Annotated in this window: 11 protein-coding genes, 1 riboswitch and 1 other annotated feature; of the genes, 3 read left to right on the top strand and 8 right to left on the bottom strand. The window is 61.4% G+C overall.

The annotated features are described in order from the left end of the window. Positions 1-111 precede the first annotated feature (111 nt). The 8 genes from CZ203_RS08565 to CZ203_RS08530 all read right to left on the bottom strand — a co-directional run bounded on the left by CZ203_RS08565 (position 112) and on the right by CZ203_RS08530 (position 12,917). Positions 112-885, bottom strand: coding sequence for an ABC transporter ATP-binding protein (locus CZ203_RS08565; RefSeq protein ID WP_087065696.1), 774 nt, complete (start codon positions 883-885; stop codon positions 112-114). Further along, positions 878-1,759, bottom strand: a complete 882-nt coding sequence (locus tag CZ203_RS08560; protein WP_087065695.1) for an ABC transporter permease — start codon at positions 1,757-1,759, stop codon at positions 878-880. The genes CZ203_RS08565 and CZ203_RS08560 overlap by 8 nt, the downstream gene beginning before the upstream one ends. 76 nt (positions 1,760-1,835) lie before the next feature. Then, complete coding sequence (locus CZ203_RS08555) at positions 1,836-2,867, bottom strand: ABC transporter substrate-binding protein (RefSeq protein ID WP_235847488.1); 1,032 nt, start codon at positions 2,865-2,867, stop codon at positions 1,836-1,838. A gap of 122 nt (positions 2,868-2,989) precedes the next feature. Then, positions 2,990-3,246, bottom strand: a binding site (T-box leader). Positions 3,247-3,293: 47 nt separating this feature from the next. Then, positions 3,294-4,862 (bottom strand): MATE family efflux transporter, encoded by a 1,569-nt coding sequence (locus CZ203_RS08550; RefSeq protein WP_159456436.1) that lies wholly within the window; start codon positions 4,860-4,862, stop codon positions 3,294-3,296. A 107-nt stretch (positions 4,863-4,969) separates the two neighbouring features. Next, positions 4,970-6,112 carry a tRNA guanosine(34) transglycosylase Tgt gene (gene tgt / locus CZ203_RS08545; RefSeq protein ID WP_087065693.1) on the bottom strand — a complete coding sequence of 381 codons (1,143 nt, stop codon included), beginning with the start codon at positions 6,110-6,112 and terminating at the stop codon, positions 4,970-4,972. After that, positions 6,103-10,065, bottom strand: coding sequence for a PAS domain-containing protein (locus CZ203_RS08540; protein ID WP_087065692.1), 3,963 nt, complete (start codon positions 10,063-10,065; stop codon positions 6,103-6,105). Before CZ203_RS08540 ends, tgt begins: the two co-directional genes overlap by 10 nt. Positions 10,066-10,238: 173 nt before the next feature. Continuing rightward, on the bottom strand, positions 10,239-11,270 hold the full coding sequence (gene queA / locus CZ203_RS08535; protein ID WP_087066215.1) for a tRNA preQ1(34) S-adenosylmethionine ribosyltransferase-isomerase QueA: 1,032 nt from the start codon (positions 11,268-11,270) through the stop codon (positions 10,239-10,241). A 60-nt stretch (positions 11,271-11,330) separates the two neighbouring features. Beyond that, positions 11,331-12,917, bottom strand: a complete 1,587-nt coding sequence (locus CZ203_RS08530; RefSeq protein ID WP_087065691.1) for a SpoIID/LytB domain-containing protein — start codon at positions 12,915-12,917, stop codon at positions 11,331-11,333. Between the two features lie 79 nt (positions 12,918-12,996). Beyond that, positions 12,997-13,176: riboswitch (Lysine riboswitch) on the top strand. Between the two features lie 159 nt (positions 13,177-13,335). On the opposite strand from CZ203_RS08530, the gene asd reads away from it, so the two are divergent. From asd to dapB, 3 genes are all read left to right on the top strand, one after another. Further along, on the top strand, positions 13,336-14,415 hold the full coding sequence (gene asd, locus CZ203_RS08525; RefSeq protein WP_087065690.1) for an aspartate-semialdehyde dehydrogenase: 1,080 nt from the start codon (positions 13,336-13,338) through the stop codon (positions 14,413-14,415). A gap of 14 nt (positions 14,416-14,429) precedes the next feature. Continuing rightward, positions 14,430-15,320, top strand: a complete 891-nt coding sequence (gene dapA / locus CZ203_RS08520) for a 4-hydroxy-tetrahydrodipicolinate synthase (RefSeq protein WP_087065689.1) — start codon at positions 14,430-14,432, stop codon at positions 15,318-15,320. A 69-nt stretch (positions 15,321-15,389) separates the two neighbouring features. Beyond that, positions 15,390-16,151 (top strand): 4-hydroxy-tetrahydrodipicolinate reductase, encoded by a 762-nt coding sequence (gene dapB / locus CZ203_RS08515; protein WP_087065688.1) that lies wholly within the window; start codon positions 15,390-15,392, stop codon positions 16,149-16,151. The last annotated feature ends 5 nt before the right edge of the window (positions 16,152-16,156 follow it).

The following is a 16,156-nucleotide window of genomic DNA, read 5'->3' as shown; positions in this document are numbered from 1 at the left end:
AACGATATCCTTCCTAAGCAGTATATGCCGCGGTGCCTGTCCGGTATCTCGCGCGCCGGTTACAACAAAAAAACGCCCCGGGGAATCCTTTCCCCGGGGCGTCACACTGTTTTAGTTGCCGCATTCGATAGAGATTTCCGTAAAAAGCTGCAAGATCTCATCGACCGTCGTACCCTTCTTTTCTTCGCCCGACTTGTCGAGGATCGCGCGCCCCTCATGCATCATGACCAGGCGGGAGCCGTACTCGACCGCATAGCGCAGGTTGTGCGTGACCATGACCGTGGTCACGCCCTTCTCCCGCACGATCCTGTCGGTGAGCCGCATAATGGTATCCGCTGTCTTAGGGTCGAGCGCCGCGGTATGCTCGTCGAGGATCAGGAAATCAATCGGCGTCAGCGTGCTCATAATGAGCGCCATGGCCTGCCGCTGCCCGCCGGACAGCACGCCGACCTTGGTCTCCATCTTGTCCTCCAGCCCAAGCCCGATCCCGGCGAGCAGCTCGCGATACGCCTCATACCGGCGCTTGTTCACGCCGCGCGACAGCCCAAACAGGCCGCTCTTATTGTCCGCGAGCGACATGTTTTCATAGATCGTGAGCGACGGGCAGGTGCCTGCCGCCGGGTTTTGGAATACGCGGCCGATATATTTCGCGCGCGCGTACTCGGTATGCCGGGTAATGTCCTTGCCCTCGAGCAGGATGCGGCCGCCGTCCACCGGGATGGAGCCGCAGATGATATTGAGCATGGAGGTCTTGCCCGAGCCGTTCGAGCCGACCACCGATACAAACTCGCCCTTTTCAATCGACAGGTCAAACCCGTCGAACAGGCACATCTCGTTGACCGTGCCCGCATTGTAGTTTTTAACGATCTTTTGCAGCTCAAGCACGGCGCGCGCCCCCCTTCTTCCTGTGCGTATAGGCCAAAATCAGCAGAAGCAGCAGCGCCATGACCAGCTTCATAAAGTTCGGGTTGATGCCGAGGAACAGCACGATGGCGATGACCGCGCGGTACAGGATCGCGCCGATCAGCACCATGGCGGTCGGGCGCAGGCGGCTCCTCCGGAACAGGTTGGTGCCGATAATGACCATTGCAAGCCCCATGACGATCGTGCCCGTGCCGGAGGAGATGTCGAACACCCGCTGCTGCTGGCACAGCACCGCGCCGGAGAGCGCCGCAAGCGCGTTCGCGATCGCAAGGCCGACGATCTTGACAAAGCCCTCGTCGCGTCCCAAATAGGTGACGAACAGCTTGTTGTCGCCGACCGCGCGCAGCAGCAGCCCGGACTTCGTACCCAGGTACCAGTCCATCAGGTATTTGCAGGCCACCGCAAGGAGCAGCGCGAGGAGTACCGTACCGAAGCCCGGCACGATCCCTTCCAGCACGCCGCCGAGGCCGGAGGTGAAGATATTGTCATAATTAAAAATCGGCAGGTTGGGCGAACCCGCGATCATCAGGTTGACCGAATACAGTCCGGTCATGGTGATAATGCCGCTCAGCAGGTCTTTGACGCCGATTTTCACATGGATCAGCCCGGTGACCACACCGGCCGCCGCGCCCGCGAGCGTGGCCACCAGGAGCGTCAGCCAGGGGTCCATGCCCCGTGTGATGAGCGCCGCCGTAATCGCCGCCCCGAGCGGGAACGTGCCGTCGACGGACAGGTCGGGGAAATCCAGGATACGGTAAGTGATATATACGCCGAGCGCCATCAGCGCGAAGATAAAGCCCTGTTCAAATATGCCGACAATCAGGCTGACGGACATGGGTGCACGCTCCTTTCAAACGCGGGAAAACCTCCCCGCCGGCGGCGGAGGGGCTTTCCCTGCGGGTCATATTTCTTTACTCATGCAGGGTCGCGGACTTTGCAACCCCTTCCGGCATGGCCAGGCCGAGCTGCGCGAGCGTCGTCGTATTGACGTCGGCGCTGTACTCGGTCACCGTCTCATAGGGCATTTTGGTAATATCCTCGCCGTTTAGCACGCGCGCGGCCATCTTGCCGGCCTGCTTGCCCAGCGCGACATAGTCGATGCCCTCCGACGCCAGGCAGCCGTTTTTAACCTGCTCAACCTCGGAACCGAATACCGGGATACCGGCCTTCCCGGCCTTGTCAAGCAGCGTCGGCAGCGCGGAAACGACCGTGTTGTCCGTCAGGTTTGTGAAGCAATCGACCTTTGCGGCCAGCGCGTCCGCCGCGAGCGCCACGTCCGCGGTCGTGGAAATGCCGCTCTCTACGATCTCAAAGCCATACTGCGCCGCCGCATCCTTATAAAGCTGCAGCTGCGCCTTGGAGTTGGCTTCGCTCGTCGAATACAGGATGCCGATCTTCTTGGCGTCCGGCAGGAACGAGCGGATCAGTTCCAGCTGCTTTTCCGCCGGGATCAGGTCGGAAACGCCGGTGACCGCCTTGCCGCTCTTGCCATCCTCCCCGACGAGCTGCGCGCCTACCGGGTCGGAGACCGCGACATAGACGACCGGGATGCCGGCGGTCTGTGCGGCGTTAAACGCGGCCTGCGCCGCAGGCGTCGCGACCGCGCCGATCATATCGACCTTGGAGGATACGAACTGGGTCGCGATCTGCTGGCTGATGGAAGGGTCGGTCTGGGAATTCTTATACTCGAATGTAACGTTTTCCCCCTCGACAAAGCCCTCCTCGGCCAGCCCCTCGATAAAGCCCTCGCGGCAGTTATCCAGCGACGGGTGCTCGGCAAACTGGGTCAAGCCGATCGTGTACATTTCCTTGCCCGCAAGCGGCTGGCCGGGCTGGGATGCCGTGGCGTCCTGGGCGGCCGTACCGCCGCAGCCCGCGAGCGCGCCGGCCATGGTGAGCGCTGCGAGGGACAGCGCGGCAATTTTCTTAAACATGTTTTTCATGGTATGTTTTCCCCTTTTCACAGTAGTTATTTGTATCATCCATCATCATTGCGGCGCAGCGCCACCAGCCATATAGCATCAGGATACCCCCTTTTGCGCAAAAGAAAAAGCCCTCGTCCCAACCATGGGACAAGAGCTAAAAAATCTCCTGCGGTACCACCCAAATTAACCAAAAATGGTTCACTCAGCAACGCACTAACATGCGCTTCCCGTCATAACGGCCGGATACCGTCGCCTCCTACTAAAGCCTCCCGCCGGGAAGCTGTTCAGGGCGCCCTCCTGAGGCCATTCCGCAAGCCGTCCGCCGCCGCGATCCCACCATCCGCGGCTCTCTTTGCGCTTCCGTATCCTGCGTACTTTTCTCAGTCATCGGTTTGAACGTGTTTTATCTTATGCCAATTGCGGCGGATTGTCAAGTGTAAATTTTCACAAAAAGCCGAAAAGCCCAAGCCGCCCCGGCTGTGCCATGCGGCTGGAAATATAGGACATTATCCGGATCCCAAGCAGGTGCAGCAACCCGAGGTACAGCGCCAGCGCGCCGCCCGCCGCGAGCAGCACCGCGCTCCACTGGCTGCCGAACACGCCGAGGAAATACCCATAGAAGACGCGCACCCATAAAAACACCGTCGCCCCGCACAGGACGGGCGCGCCGAACGTGTGGAACAGGCGCACGCGCAGGCCGGTCTTGCGCAAAATGCCCCACAGGTTGGCAATGGAAACCGGCAGCGGGCTGACCACCATGCTGATCAGGTAGCCGTAAATCTGCAGCCCGGGCTTGGCGGCAAGATACCAGGTCAGGCCGAGCTGCAGCACCTCGCCGCAGACCGCCGCCACGACGGCGCGCCGCTGCTCACCGATGCCGTTGAGCAGGCTGGCCGTCATCATCTGGTAATAGCTGAATACCGCCGACAGGCCAAGCAGCGCCATATACGGCAGCGGGATGGCCTGCCCGAAAAAGATACGGGCGAGCGCGGGGGAAAGCGGCACGATCGCGGCGGTCGCCGGGATGCCGATCAGGCCGGTGACGGCCAGCGTCTTATCGGTCAGTGCACAGACGCGGCGCAAATCCCCGCGCGCCTGCGCCGCCGTGATACTGGGCACCAGCACGGCGGATACCGCGCCCACCAGCGCGACCGGCAGCGTAATCAGCGGCCCGGCCATGCCGGATACCACGCCGAGCGCGGACAGGGCGCCGCTGCGCGTCAGCCCGGCGCACACCAGCCGCGCCGGCAGGATCACGGCGCTGGCCGATGACACGATATTGCTCGCCACCGCGGCGAGCGACAGCGGCACCGCGATATCCAGCGTGCCGGAAAGCAGGCCTGCGTCCGCCTTGACCTTGCCGCGCCCATGGCAGGCGATATGCTTGCGGTACAGCACGCCGAGGAACCCCGCGCTGAAGCATTCCGACAGCGCCATGCCGAGCATGATCAGCGCGGCGATGCGCCCATAGTCCCCCTTGCCGAACGCCGCCAGCAGCGCGACGACCGCCAGCATGCGGATGACCTGCTCCCCTGTTTCCGAAGCGGCGGCATACTGCACCCGCCCGGTGCCTAAAAACAGCGCCTTGATGATATTCTCAAACCCGGTCAAAAACAGGCAGATAAGCATGATGGGCAGCGCAGCGGCGGTGCGGTCATCCCCGAGCAAATTGTGCGCGATATAGTCGTGGAACGGCACAATGACCGCGGCACACAGCGTAAAAATACACAGGAATACGCCGGTCGCGATACGCATCAGCGCGCGCAGCTGCTCCGGTTTCCCCTGCGCGAGCTTGGCCGCGCCGAGGCGCGAGCACGCCATCGTGACGCCCGACAGGCAGAAGGAATTGATCACGATATATACCGAAAACACCAGGCGGTATACGCCCAGCCCCTCCGCCCCGGCCAGCCGGGACAGCGCGATCCGGTACAGGAACCCCAGCACCTGCAGCCCGATATTGGAGCAGGCCAGCACCGCCGCGCTGTATAAAAATGTCCGTTTGTCCAGCCTCACAAGCGCCGCCCTTCCTTTCCCGCACACAGCTTCCCTCTACTGTATGCCGGGTGCGGGCGGAACATGCAAAAGGCGGCGCCGGATGGGCGCCGCCTGAACCGTCTGCCTTATATCCTTTTTGCGAGCTTTTCGCTGTATTCCTCCTGGAACTGTGCGAAGGTGCCCGCCTCAAGCGCCGCGCGGATGCGTTCCATCAGGTGGTTATAGAACCACAGGTTGTGCATCACCAGCAGGCGCTGCGAAAGCATCTCCCCCGCCTTGAGCAGGTGGCGGATATATGCCCGGCTGAAGGAGCGGCAGGCCGGGCAGCCGCAGCCTTCCTCGATCGGGCGGTCGTCGGTCTGGTATTTGGCGTTTTGGATATTCATAATCCCGCCCCAGGTGAACAGGTGCCCGTGCCGCGCGTTGCGGGTCGGCATGACACAGTCGAAGAAATCCACGCCGCGCGCCACGCCCTCGATGATATTGGACGGCGTGCCGACCCCCATCAGGTAACGCGGCTTATGCACCGGCGCGTGCGGGATGACCACGTCGAGGATGTGGTACATCACGTCCGTACTCTCGCCGACCGCCAGCCCGCCGACCGCGTAACCCGGCAGGTCGAGCGCCGCGATCTCCTCCATGTGCCGGATGCGCAGGTCGTCGTAGGTGCCGCCCTGGTTAATGCCGAACAGCATTTGATGCGGGTTCACCGTGCCGGGCAGCGCGTTCAGGCGCGCAAGCTCGGTTTTGCAGCGCTGCAGCCAGCGTGTCGTGCGCGCGCAGGAATCCACGACGTATTCGTACGGCGCGGGGTTCTCGATGCACTCGTCGAACGCCATTGCGATATCCGAACCCAGGTTGGACTGGATGCGCATGCTCTCCTCCGGCCCCATGAAGATCTTACGGCCGTCCACATGGGAATTGAAGTACACGCCTTCTTCCTTGATCTTGCGCAGTTCCGACAGGGAGAACACCTGGAACCCGCCCGAATCGGTCAGCATGGGGCCGTCCCAGCGCATAAAGCGGTGCAAGCCGCCCATCTGCCGCACGATTTGGTCGCCCGGGCGCACATGGAGATGGTAGGTGTTGGACAGTTCGACCTGGCAGCCGAGCGCCTTGAGGTCGAACGCGTCGACCGCCCCCTTGATCGCGCCAGCTGTGCCGACATTCATAAACACCGGCGTCTGCACCGTGCCGTGCGCGGTTTGGAACACGCCGCGGCGGGCGGCGCCCTCTGTTTTTAAAATCTCAAAGTTTCCTACTTCCATAATTCCCTCTCTGTGTTTTGGTGTGATCCTCTTGCTGCGGCCTGATCGCGGCGCAGCATGCAGTCCCCCAGCATCTCCAGCAGGCGGCTGACCTCGATAGGCTTGGACAGATGCCCGTCCATGCCGCTGTCCATGGAACGCCGCGTATCCTCGTCAAAAGCGTTTGCCGTCATTGCGATGACCGGCACGTTGCGCGAATCCGCCTTGCCGAGCGTACGGATGCGCCGGGTAGCCTCCAGCCCGTCCATGACCGGCATGCGGATATCCATGAGGATCGCATCGTAATAGCCCGGCTCGCTTTCTTCAAATTTATGGACCGCTTGCAGCCCGTCCACCGCGGTTTCGACCACCATCCCGTTCATGCCAAGGATTTCCTCGGCTATTTCACGGTTCAGATCGTTATCCTCTACCAGCAGCACCCGGCGGCCGTGCAGGTCGCACAGACCTTCCTTCGCCGGCTGCGGCTCCACAGCAGCCTGGTCGGGCGCGTACGGGAATGTCAGCGTAAAATAGAACACCGAACCCTTGCCCGTTTCGCTGTCCACCGCGAGCTTGCCGCCCATCATCTGTACGATGCGGCTCGAAATCGACAGCCCCAGCCCGGTGCCGCCGTATTCCGCGGCCGTGCTGCACTTCTCCTGCTCAAAAGCATTAAAAATGCGTTCCTTCGCCTCTTCCCCAATGCCGATGCCGGTATCCTGTACGGAGAAACGGAGCGTGATGTCCTGTGGGCGCATCCGCACCTGTTCCAGCCGCACGTCTATCCGGCCGCCGGAAGGCGTGAATTTGATCGCATTCCCGATGATGTTCACCAGCACCTGGTTGAGCCGCAGCATGTCCGCGACGACGCGGCGGTTTTCCTTGTAGCCGTTTTCCACCCGCAGGGCAACCCCCTTGGCTTCCGCCTGGGGGCGCAGCATGTCCATCAGGCTTTGCAGCATTTGCGCCAGATCGGCATTCTCGAGGTTGAGCTCCATTTTGCCGCTTTCAATGCGCGACATATCCAGGATATCGTTGATCAGCTCTAACAGATAGGCGTTGGCCCTTTCAATCTTATGCAGGCATTCCATCGCCTTCTGCTTGTCGTCCAGCGCGTTTTCCGCAATCACCGTCATGCCGGAGATCGCGTTCATCGGCGTGCGCAGCTCGTGCGACATGCGCGACAGGAAATCGGTCTTGGCCTTGCTGACCGCGTCGGCGCGCGCCTTCATGATAAAGGATGGGATAATCCGCACCAGCTCCTTGAGCAGCTTGCGTTCTTCCTCGCTCCATTCATAGCCTGCCTGTTCCCGTTCAAAGCCCAGGGAACCCACAAAGGCGCCGTGGTTCCAGATAGAAGCGTGCAGGGCGGCGGCAAACCGGGACGGGTGCCCGGCCATCGCGCGGCTGGAAAGCCCCTCCGCGTCATACTGTTCCGCAGTTGCACGGTACTCTTCCTGTGTGATATAGACCACTTCACCCATGCGTAAGTCGGCCTTATTCTGCGCCCACTGGTAGCTGAAGCGGCAGGTGAGGAATTCGGGGTCGACTTCAAGCAACGTCACACGCCCCAGGCCGTACGCCTTGCCCACGCGCGAGAGCAACAGCGTAACCGCGTCGTCCAGGTTTTTTGACTTGTCCAGCAGTTCCAGCGCAAAGGAGACAAGGTCGGTACTGCGCGATGCGGCCTGCCGCTCGATCGCGTTTACGGGATGCCTGTCCGTATATAGGTCGGTCAGCATCACGCCCAGCTCGTTCGAGGTGTCCAGGTAGCACGCGGCGCGCCCCTTGCCGTGCGCCTTGACGTATTTGAGCGTGCTTTCCGCGCAGCGGTACAGGCCGCTGTAATCCTCGACAACTTCGGTCACGCACATGCCGATGCTGACGGAAACGGAAACCGCCTTTTGCGAGGTGAGCAGCAGCCCATGCACCTGCGCGGCAATCCGCGGGCCGAGCACAGTGGCGCGCGCCTTGTTGCAACCCTTGAGGAACAGCATAAATTCGTCGCCGCCGAGCCGGATCCGGATATCATCCTCCCCGGTTTCGGCACGTAGCACGTCCGCGACCTCCTGCAGGACGGCGTCTGCGAACACATGCCCCTCCTCCTGGTTGATCGACCGGAAGTCGTCCATATCCAGCAGCATGAGGCCACAGACCTCGTCCGGGCGCTTGTTTTCCAGGTACTCCCTCACCATGCGGACGCCGGTTTCTTTATTGTAAAGGCCGGTCAGGCTGTCCCGGCTGTGCGCCTCCTGCAGCGCAAATTCCTTTTCCTTTTCCGACTGGATATTGGAAATCTTGCCGATGATGCGCCGCAACGCGCCCTTGCGGTCCGGCACGCGCGTGATCGTCACGCGCGCCCACACCGTGTCCGCGCTACCGTAATACGGCGCCATCTGCAGCTCCATCTGGTTCCCGTTATCCCCTTCCAGCAGGCGGCGGAAGCCCTTCTGGAATGGCGCGCGGACCTGTTCTTCCATATGCTGCGCAAGGTATTGCGTCTGCGCCAGCTCCACGTTATGCTTTTCCACGCCCTGCTCCAGCGTACCATACGCCGTGTACCGGTCATTCTCCAGGTCGTATTCAAACACCACCACGGGCGTGCTCTCGACCGCGACGCGGAAGCGCTGCCGCTCCTCCTCCAGCGCAAGCTCCAGTTCCTTCTTGTCCGTGATATCGATCATGATACGCTGGATCGCGGTATCCCCGTCCGCTGCACAGATACGCTCGGTCGTGCCATATACCCAGATCGTGCCGCCATCCGGCCGGCAGATCTGGTATTCGTCGTGGAAGCTGCTGCCCGGCTCATGCAGGCGCGCAAGCTCCTGCCGGACCCGGTTGCGGTCGCGCTCATGGATACGGCTGTAAAACGCCTCCACCCCCAGTGCAAAACACTCGCTTTCCGAGGCGTATCCAAGCATTTTCAGCGCCTCATTGTTCATTTTGACGGAAGTGAACGCGCCGCCGTCTAGCTGGTACTGCACAATGCCGCACAGGATCGAACTGTAGATGCTGTCCAGGTACTCCTTTTGCTCGGCGATCTTCTGGTTGGCCTGTTCAATTTCGGTCACGTCAAGATAGATGCTGTTGATAATGGTCACGCCTTCCGGCTCCCGCACCTTTTTCCCGCTGTCGATGATCCACTTCAGCGAGCCGTCCTTGCAGCGCACGCGGTATTTGATCGCATACTCCACGCCCCCGTTTGCAAAAGCCTTGTCGCATTCCCCGAGCACACGCGGCAAATCCGGCGGGTAGACCGCGCCGACCGCCGTACCGCCTGTAGCCTTCATAAATTCATCGCGCGTATAGCCGAACAGCGCGCACAGCTCTTCGCTGACATAGGCATAGGAAAAGTTTTCGTCGTCCCGGCTGATCTTCAGGCCGCCCTTGATCGCCTGCAGGATGACCTGCATCTGGCGGTTTGCCTGCGCCAGTTCCTCGTATACCTGCTTCTGCGCCTGCACCGCTTCCACCATGGCCGCATTCTTCTGGCGCAGCGTATCCTCCATCTCGGCGATGCGCTTCTGTAAATAGTCGGCGTTGCGGTGCGCCGCCTTTTCCGGGAACAGCTCGTCCCCCTCCAGGTCTCGGTACGGGTTGGAATTGTGGATATGGACGCATTCCAGCCGCCCGCCGGCCTCGCGGAAGATGTAAGTGACACGCTGGTGCGCCTCCAGCAGCCCGGTCGCAGGGTCGTCCACCGCGACCCAAAACACGCCCATGCATAAATACAGGCCGCCGCCAAGTTTGGAAACCGTAAATGTTTCATCCCATATGCGGCACTTCGGCAGCACCCCGCGGAAACGGCGGAAAAACGCGGCGGTTTCCGCATAGCCGGCCGCCTGCTGCCCTTCCCCCGCGCCGATCCAGGTGATATCAGGCGCAAAGGATGCAATGACAGCTTCCACATCGTTGCCACTATAGTGTTTATGCAATAATTCGCTGGCAAAACGCCGTATTTTTTGCTCATCCACGGCCTGATGCCTCCTTTCACGCCCCTAAAAACAGGTGCAAAATAATGATGGTGTTATTATATCATACATCGCGCCCTAATTCCACCAACGCCTGCCAAAAGTGACAAAACGCCTGCCAATGTAAAAAACGGGCGGCGCAGTGCATCCTGCGTCGCCCTTTTAAGGCCCTGCTTTTATAAGATCAGCATCGAATCGCCAAAGGAAAAGAAGCGGTATCCCTCCCGGATTGCCTCCCCGTAGGCCGCCATAATGGTTTCGCGGCTTGCAAATGCCGAAATCAGCATCATCAGCGTGGATTCCGGCAGGTGGAAGTTCGTAATCAGATGGTCGACCAGTTTGAAGCGGTAGCCCGGATAAATAAAGATATCCGTCCAGCCGGACTGCGCGCGCACGCGCCCCGCATCGTCGGCAATGGTCTCAAGCGTGCGGCAGGCTGTCGTGCCGACCGCAAAAACATCGTGCCCGGCGTCCCTGGTGCGGTTGATCAGCGCCGCCGTATCCTCGTCCATCATGTAGAACTCGGAATGCATCTTGTGGTCGGTAATCTCGTCTTCCTTTACCGGGCGGAACGTGCCAAGGCCGACGTGCAGCGTCACATAGGCGAGGTTTACGCCCTTGTCCGCAATTTTTTGCAACAGCCCTTTTGTAAAATGCAGGCCCGCGGTCGGCGCCGCCGCCGAACCGGGGGTCTTGGAATACACCGTCTGATAGCGCTCCTGGTCGTCCAGCTTTTCCTTGATATACGGCGGCAGGGGCATGGTGCCCAGCTTTTCAAGCAGCTCCAGGAACACGCCTTCATAATGGAAACGGATCATGCGGTTGCCGCTTTCCGGCTCGACTGCCTCGACCTCGCCTGTCAGCAGGCCGCCCCCGAAGGACAGCTTGGTCCCCACGCGGGTCTTTTTCCCAGGGCGCGTCAGGCACTCCCAAACGCCCTCCCCCTTGTCGGTCAGCAGCACTACCTCAATCGGCGCCGTGCGCCCCTCGGCCGCGCCCATCAGGCGCGCCGGAATTACGCGGGAATTGTTCATCACCAGCGTGTCGCCGGGCTGCAGGTAATCCAGCAGGTCGGTAAAGTGGCGGTGGGCCACGCCGCCGCCCGCAGCGCGGTCCAGCACCAGCAGGCGCGACGCGTCGCGCTGGTCCAGCGGGTGCTGGGCAATCAGGCGCTCCGGCAGGTCAAAATAAAAATCGCTTTTTTTCATTACAAAGGCGTGGGTACCCATGCCGGGCACCCACGCTGCCTCCTTTTTGTCTTATCGTCGTCACTGCCCGGCAATTTCAATGCCGGTGTAGTAGAATTTTAAAATTTCATCGTACTTTTTGCCCTGTTCCGCCATGGCCTTCGCACCGTACTGGCTCATGCCGACATGGTGCCCCCAGCCGCGGCCGGAAAAGGTGAAGCTGGTGGAAACCGCGCCGGGCGCCGCGCTGCCGGACGGCGTGCCGCCAGAGAGCTTCCCGCCGGTAAACGCCGCCTTCGCGCCGCCCAGGATATTGCCGCCCAGCCCCTCCGTCGCCGCCGTGGACGCGGAACCGCCGCTTGCGGCGTTGCCCGTCACGCTGTAACGCTGGCTGTTGAGGCCGAAGACCGAGCGGGTCTTGGCCTTTTCGATCGTCACGCTCTTGCCCGCGGTGTCGGTCACCGTGACTTTGAGCACATTGCCCATATCGGTCGTTTCCGATACCCGCACGTCCGCCACCGTGCCGACCTGGTAGCCGGCGGCCTTAAGCTTGTCCCCGACCTGCGCGGCGGTCATCGTGACCGTCCAGATTGCGTTCTGCGCCTTTTCTGTATCCTCGTAGGGGTCCTTGACGCCCTTGAGGTAGCCATAGTCCCCGCCCCAGACGTTGGCCGCGTCCTCCGTCGCGCCGCCGTCCGCCGCGAAGTAGTAGCCCACCACCGGCTTGCCGTTATAGGACAGCGTCTGCCCCGCGGTCTGGTCGACGGCGGTATCGGAATTCGCGGTCGCCTGGTTCGCGCCCTTGTAAACCTGGCAGTCCGTGCTGTTGCACACGTCAAAGCCGAGGGACGCGTGTTTGCCCTCCCCGCTTACCGCGAAGGAACGCGCGCACACCGCCTGCGCCTTGAGCGCCTCGACATTCCAGGACGGGCTCATTTCATAGGGGATAACACCTTTCACATAATCCTCAAGCGGCACATAGTTTATAACAGAAAGGTTGCCGCCGTCCTTGCGCGGATAGGCGAAATTCCCGTAGTACTTAAACCCCTTCGACCAGGTCAGCGGGTGGCTGCCCTGCGGCGCCATGGCGAAAATGCCGTTGCTGTCGTACTCGAACAGGATGTTGCCCGTGCCGGTTTCCACCACCGTGACGCCGGCCGCGGAGCCGCCGACCACCGAACCGCCCGCCGCAGAGGCCGCCGCCTGGGCGGCTTCCGCGGACGGGTACTGGCCGGTACGCACATAATAGGTGCCGCCTAGGTAGGCGGCAAAGGCCCCCGTGCCCGCCGCCTGCACCGCAGCGCGCGCCGCATCCGCCGTATCGTAGCTCTGGGGCAACTGGACATGGTACGCGCCCACGGTGTCCGCGCCGCCCGAGACCCCCTCCGCGTAGGTATTGTCGGCATTCAGGATGTAATTTGCATCCTTCAGCATGACGACCTTTTCCTGGGAAATCGGGTAAAGGCTGTGGAACACGGCGCCGCCGTCGTAATAGCCGGCCTGATAGCCGCTGCCCTCAAAATTCTGGAGCTGGGGCGCGGCGAGCGCGGCCGAGCCGTAATACAGGCCGACGCGCACGGCCTCCCCCGCATCCGCCGCGGCGGCCGGGACGGCAAGCAGCGACGCGGCCAAGCATACGCCCGTCACAATGCTCAAAAAGCGTTTCATGGTTTATGTCTCCTTTGCGTTTCTCACTATTGACAAAAAAGGTACCGTACTCTAAAATAAGGAGTGAAATACACATATATAAACGGATAGAGGCGCGGTTTTCATCAGTACCGTTCGTGAGGGCGCACCCCCTTCGACCGGATGGGAAAGGGAAGTACCGCCGAAGCCAGCCGGGGCGGTGCGCGTACGGCTGTGCTGGATGGCCCGGAGAAGATCCCGCCGTCTGTCACCGCACAACCGGTGGAGTGCTATCACGATAATATACGGAGCGACTGCTCCTATCTATTATAGTATAGCTGGAACCGGTTTTTCAACCGGTTTTTTCTTTTTCCGGCGTATTTCCACAGAAGCGCGCGCAAACGTGCATCCTGCGGGCTCATATGCGGCAAGTTCATATTTTTAGGAGGAATATAGAGACATGAAACAGTATAACGTAGGCATCGTCGGCGCGACCGGTATGGTTGGCCAGCGCTTTGCGACTATCCTGCAGGACCATCCGTGGTTTAACGTCGTCGCAGTCGCGGCAAGCGCGCGTAACAAGGGCAAGACCTACGCCGAGGCTTGCGAGGGCCGCTGGAAGATGGCCGCCCCGATGCCGGAAAAGATGAAAAATATGATTATGCTCGACGCGGACGCCGACGCGGAGGAGCTTGCTTCCCAGGTCGACTTTATTTTCTGCGCCGTCGATATGAAGAAAGACGAAATCCGCGCGCTGGAGGAGCGTTACGCCAAGCTGGAGTGCCCGGTATGCTCCAACAACTCCGCAAACCGCTTCACCCCCGACGTGCCGATGATCATCCCGGAAATCAACCCGCAGCACGCGGAGGTCATCCACGCGCAGCGCAAGCGCCTGGGCACCAAGCGCGGCTTTATCGCCGTCAAATCCAACTGCTCGATCCAGAGCTACGTCCCGGCGCTGACCGCGCTGATGGAGTTTGAGCCGACCGAGGTCGCCGTGTGCACCTACCAGGCGATCTCCGGCGCGGGCAAGACCTTCGAGTCCTGGCCGGAAATGCTCGACAACGTCATCCCGTATATCGGCGGCGAAGAGGAAAAGAGCGAAAAGGAGCCGATGAAGGTCTGGGGCCGCGTCGCGGGCGACCACATCGAAAACGCCGTATCCCCGAAGATCACCGCGCAGTGCCTGCGCGTCCCGGTCTCCGACGGCCATATGGCGGCGGTGTTTGTAAAGTTCGCCAAGAAGCCGACCCGTGAGCAGATGCTCGAGCGCTGGAAGGGATTTTCCGGCCGCGCGCAGGAGCTGAACCTGCCGTCCGCGCCCAAGCACTTCCTTACTTATTTTGAAGAAGACAACCGCCCGCAGACCCGCCTGGACCGCGACCTGGAAGGCGGCATGGGCGTTTCCATCGGCCGCCTGCGCGAGGATTCGATTTACGATTATAAATTTGTCAGCCTGTCCCACAACACCCTGCGCGGCGCAGCGGGCGGCGCGGTCCTGATGGCCGAGCTGCTGTGCGCCGAAGGCTACATTGACTGAGGAGGTCCCTTATTATGAAGAAGCCTGTATTCACCGGCGCCGGCGTAGCGGTTATTACGCCCTTCAAGTCCACCGGCGAAGTCAATTATGAAGAGTTCGGCAAGATCATCGACCACCAGATCGCCAACGGCACGGACGCGATCATCGTCTGCGGCACCACCGGCGAGGCTTCCGCGCTGCACGACGAGGAGCACCGCCGCGTGCTGTCCTGGTGCTGCGAATATGTCGACCACCGCGTGCCGGTCGTCGCGGGCGTAGGCTCCAACCACACCGACTATGCCGTTGCGCTGACCAAGTTCGCGGCGGAGTGCGGCGCGGACGGCGGCCTGTCCGTCACCCCGTATTACAACAAGACCACCCAGCGCGGCCTGGTCGCGCATTTCACCGAAATCGCGGACTGCTCCGACCTGCCGATCATCCTGTACAACGTCCCGAGCCGCACCGGCATCAGCTTCACGGCCGAGACCCTGTATGAGCTGTCCCGTCACCCGAACATCAACGGCCTCAAGGCGGCTTCCGGCAACTTCTCGCTGCTGGCGGAAACCATGGCCATGTGCGGGGACGACCTCAACGTCTGGTCCGGCAACGACGACCAGATCGTACCGCTGATGTCGCTCGGCGGCAAGGGCGTCATTTCGGTGCTGTCGAACGTCGCCCCGCAGGTGACGCACGACCTGACCCAGCTTTGCCTCGCGAGCAACTTCCCCGAGGCCGCCAAGCTGCAGCTCAGCCTGCATAACCTGATCAACGCCCTCTTCTGCGAGGTCAACCCCATCCCGGTCAAGAAGGCAATGGAGCTGCTCGGCTGGGACGTCGGCGGCCTGCGCATGCCGCTTGTCGAGCCCAGCGAAGACCATATTGCGTTTATCCGCCGCGAGCTGGAAGCCGCGGGCTGCAAGATTTAACGAACCGTACGTCCCGCAGGGGCATCCCGCCCCTGCGGGCGTGCTTATTGGAAGCCAAGGAGTTTTAAAATGCTAAGAATTGCGCTTTCCGGCTGTAATGGCCGCATGGGCCGCGTCATCACGGACATCTGCGCGCATAAGGACAATGTGAAGATCGTCGCCGGGTTCGATCTTGCCGGGCAGAAGCTGGCGGATTTCCCGGTCTATGCCGACCCGCATGAGTTCACCGGCGCGTGCGACGTGATCATCGACTTTTCCAACGTCTCTTCGACCGATTCCCTGCTGGATTACTGCCTGAAGAACAAAACCCCCGTGGTCATCTGCACGACCGGCCATGACGAGGCGCAGCTTGCGCGCATCGCGGCCGCTTCTGCGGAAATCCCGGTTTTCCGTTCGGGCAATATGTCGCTCGGCATCAACCTGATGCTCGACCTGCTGCGCAAATGCGCCAAGGTGCTCGGCGAGGGCTTTGACGTCGAAATCGTGGAAAAGCATCACAACCAGAAGCTGGACGCCCCTTCCGGCACCGCGCTTATGCTCGCGGACGCGGTCAAGGAGTCCCTGCCGTATGAGGCGGAATACGTATACGACCGCCACGAGCGCCGCGAAAAACGCCCGGCGCACGAAATCGGCATTTCCGCCGTGCGCGGCGGCACGATCGTCGGCGAACACAGCGTGCTGTTCTGCGGCCGTGACGAGGTGATCGAAATCCGCCACAGCGCCCAGTCGCGCGAGGTCTTCGCGGTCGGCGCGGTCAACGCCGCGGTGTTCCTTGCCGCCTGCAAGGCGCCCGGCCTGTATAACATGCAGGACGTCATCGCCTCGCTGTAAGCGGC

It is taken from the genome of Intestinibacillus massiliensis, assembly GCF_900155735.1.
GTDB lineage: Bacteria > Bacillota > Clostridia > Oscillospirales > Butyricicoccaceae > Intestinibacillus > Intestinibacillus massiliensis.
This window is presented reverse-complemented; position numbering and strand designations above follow the sequence as displayed.

What these genes read in the sequence shown, in the direction of transcription:
- CZ203_RS08560 (WP_087065695.1), bottom strand. Translation starts at nt 1,759, where the DNA reads ATGTCCGTCAGCCTGATTGTCGGCATATTTGAACAGGGCTTTATCTTC.
- CZ203_RS08555 (WP_235847488.1), bottom strand. Translation starts at nt 2,867, where the DNA reads ATGAAAAACATGTTTAAGAAAATTGCCGCGCTGTCCCTCGCAGCGCTC.
- tgt (WP_087065693.1), bottom strand. Translation starts at nt 6,112, where the DNA reads ATGGAAGTAGGAAACTTTGAGATTTTAAAAACAGAGGGCGCCGCCCGC.
- queA (WP_087066215.1), bottom strand. Translation starts at nt 11,270, where the DNA reads ATGAAAAAAAGCGATTTTTATTTTGACCTGCCGGAGCGCCTGATTGCC.
- CZ203_RS08530 (WP_087065691.1), bottom strand. Translation starts at nt 12,917, where the DNA reads ATGAAACGCTTTTTGAGCATTGTGACGGGCGTATGCTTGGCCGCGTCG.
- asd (WP_087065690.1), top strand. Translation starts at nt 13,336, where the DNA reads ATGAAACAGTATAACGTAGGCATCGTCGGCGCGACCGGTATGGTTGGC.
- dapA (WP_087065689.1), top strand. Translation starts at nt 14,430, where the DNA reads ATGAAGAAGCCTGTATTCACCGGCGCCGGCGTAGCGGTTATTACGCCC.
- dapB (WP_087065688.1), top strand. Translation starts at nt 15,390, where the DNA reads ATGCTAAGAATTGCGCTTTCCGGCTGTAATGGCCGCATGGGCCGCGTC.